General features: G+C 68.0%; 13 protein-coding genes. 9 read left to right on the top strand and 4 right to left on the bottom strand.

The annotated features are described in order from the left end of the window. Window positions 1-18: 18 nt before the first annotated feature. A complete protein-coding gene (locus CSW62_RS18350) occupies window positions 19-1,770 on the top strand; it encodes a HAMP domain-containing sensor histidine kinase (RefSeq protein WP_099582355.1) in 1,752 nt (583 codons plus the stop codon). Here CSW62_RS18350 and CSW62_RS18345 read toward each other — a convergent pair whose 3' ends face one another. Continuing rightward, window positions 1,771-2,694: a hypothetical protein gene (locus CSW62_RS18345; RefSeq protein WP_233206722.1), complete on the bottom strand. Its 924-nt coding sequence runs from the start codon at window positions 2,692-2,694 to the stop codon at window positions 1,771-1,773. 121 nt (window positions 2,695-2,815) lie between these two features. On the opposite strand from CSW62_RS18345, the gene CSW62_RS18340 reads away from it, so the two are divergent. Continuing rightward, complete coding sequence (locus CSW62_RS18340; RefSeq protein WP_099580270.1) at window positions 2,816-3,145, top strand: DUF1491 family protein; 330 nt, start codon at window positions 2,816-2,818, stop codon at window positions 3,143-3,145. A 145-nt stretch (window positions 3,146-3,290) separates the two neighbouring features. Then, window positions 3,291-3,671: a hypothetical protein gene (locus CSW62_RS18335; protein ID WP_099580268.1), complete on the top strand. Its 381-nt coding sequence runs from the start codon at window positions 3,291-3,293 to the stop codon at window positions 3,669-3,671. A gap of 3 nt (window positions 3,672-3,674) precedes the next feature. On the opposite strand, the gene CSW62_RS26630 is transcribed toward CSW62_RS18335, so the two are convergent. Then, window positions 3,675-3,812: a hypothetical protein gene (locus CSW62_RS26630; RefSeq protein ID WP_199170637.1), complete on the bottom strand. Its 138-nt coding sequence runs from the start codon at window positions 3,810-3,812 to the stop codon at window positions 3,675-3,677. Window positions 3,813-4,051: 239 nt separating this feature from the next. On the opposite strand from CSW62_RS26630, the gene CSW62_RS18330 reads away from it, so the two are divergent. Then, on the top strand, window positions 4,052-6,433 hold the full coding sequence (locus CSW62_RS18330) for a TonB-dependent receptor (protein ID WP_233206721.1): 2,382 nt from the start codon (window positions 4,052-4,054) through the stop codon (window positions 6,431-6,433). 61 nt (window positions 6,434-6,494) lie between these two features. After that, on the top strand, window positions 6,495-8,093 hold the full coding sequence (locus tag CSW62_RS18325; protein ID WP_099580264.1) for a peptide chain release factor 3: 1,599 nt from the start codon (window positions 6,495-6,497) through the stop codon (window positions 8,091-8,093). Between the two features lie 13 nt (window positions 8,094-8,106). Here CSW62_RS18325 and CSW62_RS18320 read toward each other — a convergent pair whose 3' ends face one another. Continuing rightward, entirely contained in the window at window positions 8,107-9,339 is a 1,233-nt protein-coding gene (locus CSW62_RS18320; protein ID WP_099582353.1) for a pyridoxal phosphate-dependent aminotransferase, read from the bottom strand. Window positions 9,340-9,507: 168 nt separating this feature from the next. Between CSW62_RS18320 and CSW62_RS18315 the strand changes: the two genes are divergently transcribed. Further along, complete coding sequence (locus CSW62_RS18315) at window positions 9,508-9,888, top strand: methylglyoxal synthase (protein WP_099580261.1); 381 nt, start codon at window positions 9,508-9,510, stop codon at window positions 9,886-9,888. On the opposite strand, the gene CSW62_RS18310 is transcribed toward CSW62_RS18315, so the two are convergent. Further along, window positions 9,885-10,364, bottom strand: coding sequence for a ribonuclease H (locus CSW62_RS18310; RefSeq protein WP_099580259.1), 480 nt, complete (start codon window positions 10,362-10,364; stop codon window positions 9,885-9,887). The genes CSW62_RS18315 and CSW62_RS18310 overlap by 4 nt on opposite strands. A gap of 381 nt (window positions 10,365-10,745) precedes the next feature. Here CSW62_RS18310 and CSW62_RS18305 point away from each other — a divergent pair, with 381 nt between their 5' ends. From CSW62_RS18305 to CSW62_RS18295, 3 genes are all read left to right on the top strand, one after another. Further along, on the top strand, window positions 10,746-12,119 hold the full coding sequence (locus CSW62_RS18305) for a hypothetical protein (RefSeq protein ID WP_099580257.1): 1,374 nt from the start codon (window positions 10,746-10,748) through the stop codon (window positions 12,117-12,119). 77 nt (window positions 12,120-12,196) lie between these two features. Then, window positions 12,197-12,499 carry an energy transducer TonB gene (locus tag CSW62_RS18300; RefSeq protein ID WP_099580255.1) on the top strand — a complete coding sequence of 101 codons (303 nt, stop codon included), beginning with the start codon at window positions 12,197-12,199 and terminating at the stop codon, window positions 12,497-12,499. A gap of 151 nt (window positions 12,500-12,650) precedes the next feature. Next, a complete protein-coding gene (locus CSW62_RS18295; RefSeq protein WP_199170636.1) occupies window positions 12,651-13,664 on the top strand; it encodes an MBL fold metallo-hydrolase in 1,014 nt (337 codons plus the stop codon). Window positions 13,665-13,692: the final 28 nt, after the last annotated feature.

The following is a 13,692-nucleotide window of genomic DNA, read 5'->3' as shown; positions in this document are numbered from 1 at the left end:
TTGCAAGTCGACCGGCCCTTGGAATTCGAAACGCTTCCAGACCCGATCCGACGCCCCGCCCCCCCGGCGGGGTTCGACCCCGCGCATGCGTGGCGTCTGGGCTGGCTGGCGGCTATCTGTCTGGCCGCCGCCGCAGCGCTGTTCGCCAACAGCACCGGCGGCTGGCCTGTCTGGGCCGCCCTGGGCGCGGGCGCGGTCCCGGCCTTGGCGGCGTTGATTTTCTCACGCGACGACGAGCGCACCCAGTCGGTGCTGCTGGTCCTGTGGGCCGTGGGCGGTTCGATCGCGGCGGTGCTGACGGGCGGCGTCTCGGGCGCCATGGCCGCATGGTGCCTGGCCCCCGTCGCGGCGGCCTCGACCCTGGACCAGCCCAAGCGACTGGCCGAGGGCGCGGCCCTGGCCCTGATCGGCGGCTGCGTGGCCGCCCTGACCCAGCTTTCCGGCCTGGCCCCGCCGGCCCCGACCGGACCGCTGGCCTTCGTGCTGGGCTTTCTCGCCCTGGTCACCACGGGCCTTGGCCTGGCTGCCGGCCTCTTGATCGGCCGGCGCCGCCAGGGGGCTCGCGATGATCGCTACGCCTCCGAGATCATCGGGCTCGAGAGCCTGCTCGACGGCCTGCCGCATCTGGCGATCGCCATCCGGGGCCAAGGCCAGGTGACCGCCGTGCGCGGCGCGCCGCCGCGCGGCGTCACCACCGTCGACCTCGTCAATCGCGGCCTGACCGGCGCGGCCGCCCCGGGCGACCGCCAGCGCCTGACCGCCGCCATCGCCGCCGCCCATCGCGAGGGCGTGGCCAGCCTGACCTTCAATCCCGCCCTGGGCGTCGAGCGCATCGTGGCCCTGGATCTGGTCCGCATAGCACCGAACCAGTTGGTCGGCGTCCTGCGCGACGTCACCGTCGAGCGCAACCGCGAGGCCGCCCTAGACCAGGCGCGCACCGACGCCGAGGCCCTGGCGGCCGGCCGCGCCCGGTTCCTGGCCAACATGTCCCATGAGCTGCGCACGCCGCTGAACGCCATCATGGGCTTTTCGGACATCATGCGCGCCCGCATGTTCGGCTCGCTGAGCGAGCGCTACGCCGAATATGCCGAGCTGATCCACGAAAGCGGCGGCCACCTGCTGGACCTGATCAACGATGTGCTGGACATGTCGAAGATCGAGGCAGAGCGTTTCGAGCTTCAGCGCGGCGTGTTTGACGCCCGCGAGGCGGTGCAGGCGGCCATGCGCCTGCTGCGCGTCCAGGCCGACGGCGCCGGCGTCCAGTTGCGCGGCGTGCTGCCGCCGGGCGAGCTGGAGGTCGACGCCGACCGCCGCGCCTTGAAGCAGATCGTGCTGAACCTGGTTTCCAACGCCCTGAAGTTCACGCCGCGCGGCGGACAGGTGACGGTCACGGCCCACGGCTATGACGGCGTGCTGGAGATCATCGTCGCCGACACCGGCGTCGGTATCAGCCCCGAAGACCTTGAGCGCCTGGGCCGTCCCTACGAGCAGGCCGGCGGCGTCGAACAGCGCGCCAAGGGCACGGGCCTGGGCCTGTCCCTCGTGCGCGCCTTCGCCAAGCTGCATGGCGGCGAGATGACGATCGAAAGCCGCCTGGGCGCGGGCACCAGCGTGTCGGTGCGCCTGCCGGTGCTGCTGGCCCCGCTGAAGTCGGTGACGCTGGAGACGCTGACCGAGCCGGCGCCGCAGGCCGAGGCGCCGGTCGAGGGCGAGCCCAAGCCCGCGCCGACCGCCCTGGGCGACAATGTGATCGCCTTCGCGCCGCGCTGATCAGCGCAGGAACGCGAAACCCGCCGCGAAATCCCCCACCTCGATATAGGCTTTGCGGGTGACCTCGTCGCGACCCCCGCCCTGGAACACGAACTCCACCGTCACGGCCTCGCGCGGATCCAGCTGGGACATGGCGCCGATCACCGCCGGCGGGAAGCGGAAGGCCAGGCCCGTCTTGGCGCCGGTCGGCAGCAGGGTGAGGGGGGCTTCATCGCGAGTCTGGGCGACGAACACCAGGTTGGCGTTGCGCGGCGCGACCTTGGCGGCCAGGTTCCGGCCCGCGTTGGAGGCGATATAGGGCCCGAGGGTCCGTCTCGTGTCCCGCACGATGAGTCGCGCCGCATAGGGGCGTTGGCCGTTGTCGAAGGTCGCCACCGTCGTCACGGCCAGGGCGCGTCCGACCAGGCCGAATATCAGCCGGTCGCTGCCGAAGCTCGCCGGCTGCGATAGCCGCCAGACCGGAATGGTCGCCGACACCGAGCGCTCGGCCTTCCAGGACGCGACGTCGCCCGGATAGGTCATGGCCAGCATCTGGGAGTAGCCTTCGAAGGCCTTCTTCACCCGCGCGGCGGCCAGGGCCAGGTCCTTGGAATCGCAGCCCGTGCCAGCCGCCTTGGCGCGGGCCCGTTGCTCCAGGGCGGCGACCTGCAGCTCGCTGGCGCCCGAGCGCAACGTGGCACCGCGCGCCTGGGCCCGCGAGGCGTCGAGCGCGACCGAGACGGTGGGCGAGAACAGCCGGCAGCGGCCGTCGGCCGCCGTCATCAGCGTACGTTCGTAGAGCTGGTCGGCGGCGTTGGCGTACAGCGCCGTCGGGACGGCGAAGGTCGCCAACCCGATCAACACCCCGATCCATCGCGCCCAGCGAGCTTTCCTGTGCGTGCCGAAGCGCGATAGCCGAAAGTGGAAGCCGGTTTCGGCGGCCATCGCGCTTCAACTCCTGAAAGTCCCACTCGCCTATTTAGGCGAGCGGAGGGGCGTCATTTGCTCGTATGCTTCGAACTTGAAGGGGCAGCCATACGCCCCGCGGGTTGCGGTTCGGTTAGCGATGCTTCTTTCGACGGATATCTGGGTTGGCGCATTGATCCGTCGGGCAGAGCTGGGCGGGGCCTTCGCCATGGTCGCCCGCAAGGGCGATGCGCGAGCCGGGGCGGTGCTGGTCAAGATCGTCGACCGCCGGGCCGGAACCGCGCGCCTCTATAGCGAAGCCACCCGTGGCGACGGCGAGCGCTTCTGGATGCAGCCGGTCCGCTCCGAGTTCGAACCCGACCTCGACGCCTATACAGAGCGCGCCGCCCGCATCGATCCGGACGTCTGGGTGGTCGAGATCGAGGACCGCGACGGCCGTCACTTCCTGACCGAACCCGTCGAGGCCTAGAGCCTTCAATATCGGTGGAGGGATTGGGGAGAACTCGAATCCAGGCAGCCGTTAACCCTGATCCTAAACCTGACCTAAAGCTCATTTTGGGCATGCTGCTGCAGCTTTCGAACCCCTTCCCCAGAGTTCAGCAGCCAGTATCGCCATGCTTTTTCTCATGAACGACGTCATCTTGAGCTTTGACGCGGCCGATCTCTCGCCGCCGATGACGCGCGACCGTTTCGCCGCGCTGTCGCTCAACTATGTCGGCGAGCTGGGCAAGGAGCTGTTCGCGCAAGAGCCTCTGTTGCACCAGAAGGATCGCGAAAGGGCCGAGCGCCTGGCGGCCCTGATCGTGGCCAAGGCGCCGGAGGTCAATGCGGCTCTGTTCATCGCGCCGGGCCGGGGCTGCCGCAAGGAAGACGTTCAGGTGCGCTATGCGCAATTGGGCATAGAGGTGATGGCCGCGCTGCTGCAGCGCCAGAACTCCGGCGCGCTCACCAATCTCGAAGCCGATCGCCAGGTCTGGCGGCGCCTGGCCGCCTAGGGCCTAGAATGAGACCAGCTTGAAGAGCCAGCTCAGCGTCATCGCCAGGACGACCAGTCCGGCGATGGTGACACCGAAGCAAAGCGCGCTGCCGGCGGGGTGCTGCCGGGTAGGGGCGCGATGATGCTCGAGCAGGGCCATCTTTCAATTTCCTCCATTCGTCCGACGATCTGACGCCGTCGGTGCGGAATGGGAGAAGCATGACTCCAAACCCATTCTTCGAATAGGGGCATTTTGACGCATTTCAAGGCGAATTGCGGCTTTCGGAAGAACGGGGGTGTACGAGGCTTCATCAAACCGACGTCTCACCGTCGCCGGCTCGACAAGACCTGCCGCTACCCCGCGCTGAAACTCTCCAGTGCAGGTTGACGATGAAGCTCATGTCCACGGTCGCTTGGGGCGCGCTCGCCCTGGCCCTCTCCAGCCAAGCCCACGCCCAGCAGGCGGCTCAGCAAGCGGCCGCCACCGAGGTGGACACCGTGGTCGTCACCGGCACACGCCGCGTCGATCGCACCGCCTTCGAGTCGGTCGCCCCCGTGGACGTCGTCAGCCAAGAAGCGCTGAAGAACACCGTCTCTGACGAGATCATGGACAAGCTGGCGGCGACGACGCCGTCGTTCAACGTCCAGCGCCTGCCGGCCGCCGACGGCCAGGCCTTCGTGCGACCGGCCACCCTGCGCGGCCTCTCGCCCGACCAGACCCTGGTGCTGATCAATGGCAAGCGCCGCCACCGCTCGGCGGTGCTGGGCGGACGCGGCCAGCAGGGCGTCGACCTGGCGTCTCTCGGGACCAGCGGCATCGAGCGCATCGAGGTGCTGCGCGACGGCGCCTCGGCCCAGTACGGCTCGGACGCCATAGCCGGGGTGATCAACATCATCCTCAGCGACAAGACCGGCTTCGAAGGCTACGGCCAGTTCGGTCGCTACTATGCCGGCGACGGCGGCAAGACCGAGATCGGCGCGCGCTACGGCCTGGCGATCGGTAACGGCGGCAGCCTGGTCGGCGCGATCGACTACACCAATGCCGAGGCCACCTCGCGCACCCGCCAGCGTCCGGACGCCATTGCCTTCCAGGCCGCCAATCCCAGCATCAAGGTCCCCAACCCCGTCCAGCGGTGGGGCCAGCCGGACCGTGAAGTGTGGCGCGGCTCGCTGAACCTGGTCCTGCCGATCAGCGACGCGGTCGAGGCCTACGGCTTCGCCACCCACAGCGACATGCACGGCGTCACCGACTTCAACTGGCGCAACCCTTCGACCGACACCTCGTACAGGACCAGCCCCGTCTTCCCAGGCTGGTCGCTGAGCCAGATCTATCCGGCCGGCTTCTCGCCGAAGTTCGGCCAGGACGAGACCAACGCCTCGGTCAATGGCGGCCTGCGCGGAGACGCCATGGGCTGGTCGTGGGACCTGTCGGCCGGCTGGGGCAAGGACAAGGTCGACTACTTCCTGAACAACAGCATCAACGCCTCGTTCGGTCCGCAGTCGCCGACCAGCTTCGACGCCGGCGCGCTGATCCAGGAAGAAAAGACGCTGAACTTCGACGCCTCGCGTCCCCTGGACTGGTCGGTCCTGGCCAAGCCGGCGAACCTGGCCGTGGGCCTGGAAGCCCGCAAGGAGACCTACAAGATCCAGGCGGGCGACCGCTATTCGTGGGATGTCGGCCCTGGCGCGCCGGCCGGCCTGCCCAGCGGCTCGAACGGCTTCCCGGGCTACGCGCCCAGCCAGGCGGGGTCGTGGGACCAGACCAGCTACGCGGCCTATGTCGATCTGGACCTGCCGATCACCGACAAGCTCGACGCCGACATCGCCGTGCGCCACGAGGACTTCTCGGAGTTCGGCCAGACCACCGACGGCAAGATCGCCGCGCGCTATGAGTTCACGCCGAACTTCGCCCTCCGCGGCGCGGTCTCGACCGGCTTCCGCGCTCCGACGGCTGGCCAGATCAATAACACCCGCACCTCGCAGGGCCTGAACACCACGACCCTGCTGTTGTTCACCTCGGGCCGCCTGTCGCCGATCAATCCGATCTCCGTGGCCCTGGGCGGCAAGCCGCTGGAACCGGAAGAGTCGAAGAACCTGTCGTTCGGCGCGGTCTTCCGCCAGGGCGGCTTCACCGCCTCGGTCGACTACTACCGCATCGATGTCGACAACCGCTTCGCCGTGTCGCCGAACTTCACGGTGACCCCGACGCTGCGGGCCCAGCTGGTCGCGGCTGGCGTTCCCGGCGCCGACAGCCTGACGACGGTCAGCTACTTCACCAATTCGTTCGACACCCGGACCCAGGGCGTCGACGTGGTCGGCTCGTGGCGCGGCCAGCTTCTGGGCGGGCGGGCCGGCTTGACGGCGGCCTGGAACTGGAACGACACCAAGGTCACCCGCTCCAAGCTGACCGAGGTCTCGAACCTAGCCCGCATCAACCTGGAAAACGGCCTGCCGCAGAACGCCGCCAACGTGTCGTTCGACTATGCGCGCGGCATCTTCAGCGGCATGGTCCGCGCCCGCTGGTCGGGCGAGTGGACCGACGCCCAGGCCAATGGCGCCGCCGACCTGATCCAGAACTTCGCGGGCAAGACCCTGGTGGACCTCTCGGTCAGCGCCCAGGTCACCGACGCGATCAAGCTGACGGTGGGCGCCGAGAACCTGTTCGACACCTATCCGGACGAAGCGACGTTCCAGGCCTCGCGCGGTCTGATCTATTCGCGCAACGCCCCCTACGACACCGATGGCGGCCTCTGGTACGCCCGCGTGTCGGCGAAGTTCTAATCTACGAGGCCAAGCGGCGAGGGAAGGTGACAAAAAGGGCTGATGGGGCTAGTCCCCGCGCATGAGCTCTTCCCCCGCCGCTGAAGCCGCCCGTCGGCGCACCTTCGCCATCATCAGCCACCCCGACGCCGGCAAGACGACCCTGACGGAAAACCTGCTGCTGGCCGGCGGGGCGATCCGGGCCGCCGGCGCCGTGCGGGCGCGCGGCCAGACCCGCCGCACCCAGTCGGACTGGATGAAGATCGAGCGCGAGCGCGGCATCTCGGTCTCGGCCTCGGTCATGACGTTCGACCACGACGGCCTGATGTTCAACCTGCTGGACACCCCGGGCCACGAAGACTTCTCGGAAGACACCTATCGCACCCTGACGGCCGCCGACGCGGCGATCATGGTGCTGGACGCCGCCAAGGGCATCGAGCCCCAGACCTTGAAGCTGTTCGAGGTGTGCCGCCTGCGCGACATTCCGATCATCACCTTCATCAACAAGATGGACCGCGAGGCCCAGGACCCGTTCGAGCTGCTCGACGAGGTCTCGTCCAAGCTGGCCCTGGACCCCGCGCCGCTGTACTGGCCGGCCGGCTCGGGCGGTCGCTTCAAGGGCATGCTGGACCTGCGCGGCCAGAAGTTCATCCCCTACGCCAAGAAGAGCTCGACCGACGAGGAGGGGCATCCCGACCCGGTGGCCCTGAAGTCGAACGCGGTGGTGCAGTACCTCGACCCCGAGGAGCTGGCCGAGGTCGAGGAGGGCGCCATGCTGGTGTCCGAGGCCGCCAAGCCGTTCGACGTCCAGAGCTTCCTGGAGGGCCACATGACGCCGGTGTTCTTCGGCTCGGCCCTGCGCCACTTCGGCGTCAACGAACTCCTGGCGGGCATCGGCGCCTATGCCCCGCCGCCGCACCCGGCCAAGGTCAATAAGGGCGGTGTCGACACCCATGTCGCGCCGGGCGACGCGGAGGTGTCGGGCTTCGTCTTCAAGGTCCAGGCGAACATGGACCCCAACCACCGCGACCGCATCGCCTTCCTGCGCCTGACCAGCGGCCGCTTCACGCGCGGCATGAAGCTGAAGGCCCAGAACACCGGCAAGGCCATGAGCGTCAACGCGCCGATCATGTTCTTCGCGTCCGACCGCGAACTGGCCGAGGACGCCTTCGCCGGCGACGTGATCGGCATTCCCAACCACGGCGTCCTGCGGGTGGGCGACAGCCTGTCCGAGACCGGGACGATGCGTTTCGCCGGCCTGCCCAACTTCGCCCCGGAAATCCTGCGCCGCGTGCGGGTCAAGGATCCGCTGAAGGCCAAGCACCTGAAGAAGGCGCTGGAAGGTCTGGCCGAGGAGGGCGTCACCCAGCTGTTCCGCCCGATGATCGGCAGCGACTTCATCGTCGGCGCCGTCGGCCAGCTGCAGTTCGAGGTCATGGCCGATCGCCTGGCCAACGAATACCAGCTGGAGTGCATCTTCGAAGCCAGCCCCTATGCCGAGGCCCGCTGGCTGGGCGGCGACAGGGCCGACGTCGAGGACTTCGTCAGCAAGCACAAGTCGGCCATGGGCCAGGACATCGACGAGCAGCCGGTGTTCCTGGGCAAGTCGTCCTGGGAAATCGGCTACGTCGCTGAGCGCTATCCGAAGGTGCGCTTCGAGCGGACGAAGGAACGGGCGTAACCGCTACGCCGCCCTAAAGGGTGGCGTAGTAGTCCATTTCGGCGTGCTGAACGTGGTCGCCCAGCGCCATGGGCTTGGCGTCCATGACCTCCTTGAAGGCGACCTTGAACTTGGCCATCTCCTCGGGCGTGCCGACGGAGACACGGACGGCGTTGGGCCAGATGGGCCAGGTGCGGCCGATCAGGACGTTCTTGGCCTTCATCGCCGCGAACACGGCCTTGCCGTTGCGGCCGGTGTCGATCATGAAGCAGTTGGTCTGAGGATCGCCGATGACCTTGTAATTGTTGGCTTTCAGCCAGGCTAGGGTGTCGCGGCGGGTGTCGCCGATGATCTTGCGACGCGTCGGGACCAGGCTGGCGTCCTCCAGCGAGGCGCGGGCGGCGGCCGAGCCGGTGATCGGCATGGCGTTCTGGCCGAACGGGGCCAGCTTGGCCAGCAGGTTCGGACGGGCGACGGCAAAGCCGCAGCGGATGCCGGCCATGCCGTAGATCTTCGAGAAGGTCCGCAGGACGATCAGGTCCTTGCCGGCGGCCACCAGGTCCAGGGTGTCCTGGGCGTCGGTGAGGTGGATATAGGCCTCGTCGACCAGCAAGATCGAACCCGCCGGCTTGTTCTCCAGCGCCCAGACGATGTCCTGCTTGGTGGTCAGCGTGCCGGTTGGGTTGTTCGGGTTGCAGATATAGATGACGCCGGCCTGGGCGTCGGCCTTGACCATGGCCTTGACGTCGTGGGCGCAGTCTGCGGTCAGGGGAACCTTCACGACCTTGGCCTGGCTGGTCTTGGCCGCGTACATCCCCGCCTCGTAGGACGGATCGGCCGTGACGAAGCTCTTCGTCGGCGAGGTGAAGGCCAGAACGCTGTAGTGCAGGGGCTCTGACGAGCCGGCATACACGGCGACGTTCTCGAGCTTGAGGCCGTTCTGGGCGGCGAACGTTCGCGCCAGCAGGTCTGTCTCGCCGTTCAGGTCATAACGGCCGCCCAAGGGGGCGACGCGGGCGATCGCGTCGCACGCCGCCTTGCTGGGACCCAGCGGGTTTTCGTTGGCGTTGATCAGCGTCATGCTGGGCGGCGGCGCATTGGGGCTCTGGCCGTGCAGAGCCATGCCGGACGGCGGCGCGCTGGTCTGGGCGGCGGCCCTGGCCAGCTGAGCCTCGGTCAGGATCGGCGCCGCGGCGGCCAGGAAGGCCGCGCTCCGCAGAAAGGTTCGGCGCCCCAGCGCCGGCTCGCCAGACATCCGCTTGGTCATGATCATTCTCCCCATTTCCCGACGCGCTCAGGACGAACCGCTCCGGCGGCGCGCGCAAGAGGCGGCCGGCGCAAAAGCGCGCCATGCTCAAGCCGCGAGCAGAGCGATGCTTGCCATCGGCGCGCCGGCGCGAAATGAGTGCGGCCCTAGCCTCTCGGGAATCGCGCCATGCCCGCTCCCCTCGCCATCGGTCTGGTGGCCCACGACGACAAGAAGGCCGCCCTGGTCGATTGGGCTGTCGCGCATGAAACCTATCTGAAGGGCAAGGCGCTGTTCGCCACCGGCACGACCGGCGGACGGATCCTGGACGCGCTGCCGCATCTTGATCTGGTGCGGCTGAAGAGCGGTCCTCTGGGCGGCGATCAGCAGCTCGGGGCGATGATCGCAGAGGGACGCCTGGACGTGCTGATCTTCTTCGTCGACCCGCTGTCGCCGCAGCCGCACGACGTCGACGTCAAGGCGCTGATCCGTATGGCGACCCTGGCGAACATCCCGTTCGCCTGCAATCCGGCGACGGCGGACCTGATCGTGGGCGGTCGGCCCGCCTAGCCCGGGAACTTCAGCAGGTTCGGTTTCGGGATCGCGGCCTTGAAGCTGCCGCGCGACTTGGCCGTATCCAGCCCGAACTCGGCCCAGGCGTTGAGGAAGCCGTTCGCTGGCGCGGAGGGCGACGCGGGGATTAGTTCCAGAACAGGACGGGCCGCGAGCGCGGCGCGCGCGGCGGCCCAGGCTTCGGGCTCCGCCGTGGCGTAGGCGCCATCCGACGCCACCAACTGTCCGGCGAGATCCGGATCGGCGAAGCGCAGGGTCATCGGCGTGTCCTTGGGCAGGTCCGACGGGCTCTGCAGCGCCTCGGTCAGGGCCGTCAGGCTCATCTTCGCGGCGCTTGTGCGCCGCTCGCCGCCGGCCGCGCCCTTGATCGCCTCTGGGCCACTCTCGCCGTCCAGCCGCCGCACATACGACCAGCCGCCATAGCCCGGTTCGGCGCGGCAGAGACTGGCGATCCAGAGAGTGACGGCGACCATGGGCGGGCTCCGGAGAAATCGTTCCTGGCCGCGTTCTAGCCTGCTTCGCCGCGAGAAGGGGAGGGCGCCCGTGAACGAAAGGTAAACCAGGGCTTAAATCTTAGGGTTAACGTCATTTTCAGTTCAATGAACGAAGTTCTAACAACGCGCGTCTTTCCGCGGTCCAGCTTGTATTCGGCAAAGCAAGAAGTGTGCCAATTCACTACATGGTCAACCAAATTGGTCGGAATTCGAAACAAGGTGTAAAAATATAGGAAATATTTATGGTTAACGTGTCGTAAACACCTGTTAACCACTTGTTAAAGTCGTTGGCTCCGGTTTTGCTGATTGTGCGTTGAACCTCTGTCGGGCTGTCCCGGCGTGGGACGATCCGTAGGCGGAGTGCGCAAGGCGATGTTCGAGTTCGGGCGGGATCTAAAGCGGTTGTTTGGTGTGGACGCAGACTCCAAGGGAGCCTGGCGTGAAGGCTTGACCGGCGGCGACACCTCGCTGCTCGAGCTGCTGGATCTGCGCCTGCTGAACAACGAAGCGCGTTCGGCGGACGTGGTCGCCGGCCGCATCGGCGCCAAGGACCGGGGCGCGCGTCTCCTGGAGGCCGCCGTCGTCTGGCGCGAACTGGCCCGCCGCAGCGGCGACGCCACGGCGCTGCGCAAGGGCGCGGCCCAGGCCGAGGCCGCCGTGAAGATCTTCGAGGCCGAGCGCCGCCACGACGCGCTGGCCGGCGCGCGCTGTGAGCAAGCCGTACTGGCCATCCTCGGCGCCGACCTGTTCGGAGACGAGGGCCTGATCGCCGCCGCTTCGGCCACCCTGGCCCGCACGCCGGCCGATCGGCGAACGCCGCTGTGCAACGCCCTGGCCGCTGGTCTGGAAGGCCGCGCCGCCCTGGCCGACAACAATGTTGACCGCGCCCTGGCCGCGGTTCAGGCCTATGAAGCGCCGCTGCGCGCCTTGGCTGCGGCCAAGCGCGTGAAGGGCGGTCCCGCTCGTCTGCTGCTGGCCGACCAGCGCGCCGCGCGTCTCGAACTGATCCTGGCCTGCGCCGAGCGTCTGAAGGACCGCGCCCTGGCCGAGCTGGCCGCCGCCGAAGCCAAGACGGCCGCCGGCGTGCTCGACTCCGACTTCGAACCCCTGGCGTGGGCCCGCCTGGAAGGCCTGCGCGGCCAGGCGCTCGTCCTGCTGGGCGAGCTGGACGGCGAGCTGACCCACATCACCAAGGGTGTCGAGGCCCACTTCGCCGCCGTCGACGTGCTGTCGATCGAGCACAGCCCGATGGACTGGGCCCGCGCCGGCGCCGCGATGGGCGCGGGGCTCCAGGCTTTGGGCGAGGCCTCGACCAGCGAGCGCGCCTTCGAGCAAGCCGTCTCGGCCTATGACCGCGCCACCCAGGTGCTGAAGGCCCAGCCGGCCCTGGCCCTGCGCGCCGTGGTCGCCAACAACCGCGCCCTGTGCCTGGCGCGCTGCGCCGAGCTGACCGCGGATCTCGCGGTGCTGGACGCCGCCGAACTGGCCTTCAAGTCCGAATTGGCCGCCGCGCCTGGCGGTCGCGATCCGGCCAGCTGGGCCGTCGCCCAGATGAACCTGGCCCGTCTCTACGAAGCCCGGGTCGAGATCACCGGCCGCGACGATGCTCGCCTGGCCCGCGCCGGCGCGGCCCTGGCCAGCGCCTTCGACGTCTTTTCAGAGCTGGGTTTGCGCTCGCTCACGGACCTGGCGGCACAAGGCCTGCAACGCCTGAAGCAGGCCCAGGCCGCCTGATCCGAAACGGAACACTCCCAAAGCGGGAGAAGGGGCGGCGGAAGGCCGGCCAACAAAGATAAGTAAGGGATGAACTCGTGATTGCTCTGCTCGCTCTCGCCGCCGCCGTCGTCGCCACCCCGGCCCAAGCCAAGGCTCCGTCGAACCTGCTGACCCCCGTGTCCGAGCCGCGCGTCGCCGTCGCCCTACTGAACTGCATGGTCAAGCAGGACGGCTACCTGACCGCCTGCACGGTGCAAGAAGAGAGCCCGAACGACCTCGGCGTCGGCCAAGCCGCCCTGTCGATGATCTCGCAAACCCAGGTCGACCTGCTGGGCCCGGACGGCAAGAGCCGCGCGGGGTCGTACATCCAGGTGCCGGTGCGGATTCGCATTCGCTAAGGTCCTAAGCGTCAACTTTCTCCGCTCCGAGGTTGCATCAGCGACCGGAAGCGGATTGCCCCTAGCGGTTGAGCCGATCCACGCGATAGGCTTTCCGTCTGGAGGGCCCGTCATGCTAACGCGTCGAATGATTTTGGCCTCGAGTCTGGCCATGGTCGCGCCTCAGTCAGGCGCGACCGCGCCGATCGTCGTTCCCGAGATCGATCGCCTGGCCCTCACGCTGCTCGCCGACAGCACGGTCTCCAGCTTCGCGACGTCGGTCGAGCGTCCGGGAATGAAGATCCTGCCGCCCGAGCGCGCGGCCTCATCCTATAAGCTCACCCTGCGCGGCGAGTGGGGCTATTCGGTCCTGGCCGACGCGGTCAATGCCGGTGCGCGCCATCGGGCGCTGATCGATTTCGGCTACACGCCCGAAGCGCTCGCTTCCAATATGGCTCTCCTGGGCGTCGACCCCGTGACGATCGACGCCATGGTGCTCAGCCACGGCCACTACGATCACTTTGGCGGGCTCGCCGCCCTAGTCGGGCGTGTCAAGCGCGGCACGCCGCTCTATGTCGGCGGCGAGGAAGCTTTCTGCGGCCGGTTGCGCGGGGTCTCGCCAGACGGGCCTAGCTTTGGACAATTGGAAAAGGCTGACCTGATCGCGGCGGGCATCGACCTGCGCGTTACGTCCACGCCACAAGACGTCGCCGGCATCGGCTTCACGACCGGCCGGATCCCGTTCGTCTCGTCTGAACGGCCGAAGGTGCCGACGGCCATGCTGCCCGGCCAGGGTTGCCGCCGCGCCGAACTCGATGCCGACCGGCGCGATCTCGACTTCTTCGTCGACGACGCCGTCCATGAACTAGGAACAGCCTTCCATCTCAAGGGCAGGGGCTTGGTGGTGATCGGCTCGTGCAGCCACCGGGGCATCATCAACACCGTACGGGCCGCGCAGGCCTCCTCAGGGATCGACAAGATCCATGCGATTATCGGCGGCTTTCATCTCGTGCCACCTCAGACGCCGCAGCAAGCGCTCCAGACCTTAGCGATGATGCAGGCGCTGAAGCCGGACTTCATCCTGCCCGGGCACTGTACGGGCGAGGCCTTCATCGCCCCCGCTATCGCCCAGATGCCCGACCAGGTCTTCCGCACGGTCGTGGGCAGCCGCATCATCTTCGGATAGCCCGCGACCCACCGTCGCGCTCCCGGTT

Source organism: Caulobacter sp. FWC2 (genome assembly GCF_002742625.1).
Lineage (GTDB): Bacteria > Pseudomonadota > Alphaproteobacteria > Caulobacterales > Caulobacteraceae > Caulobacter.
Note: the sequence above shows the minus strand (reverse complement) of the source record. Positions and strands in the feature narration are given on the sequence as shown.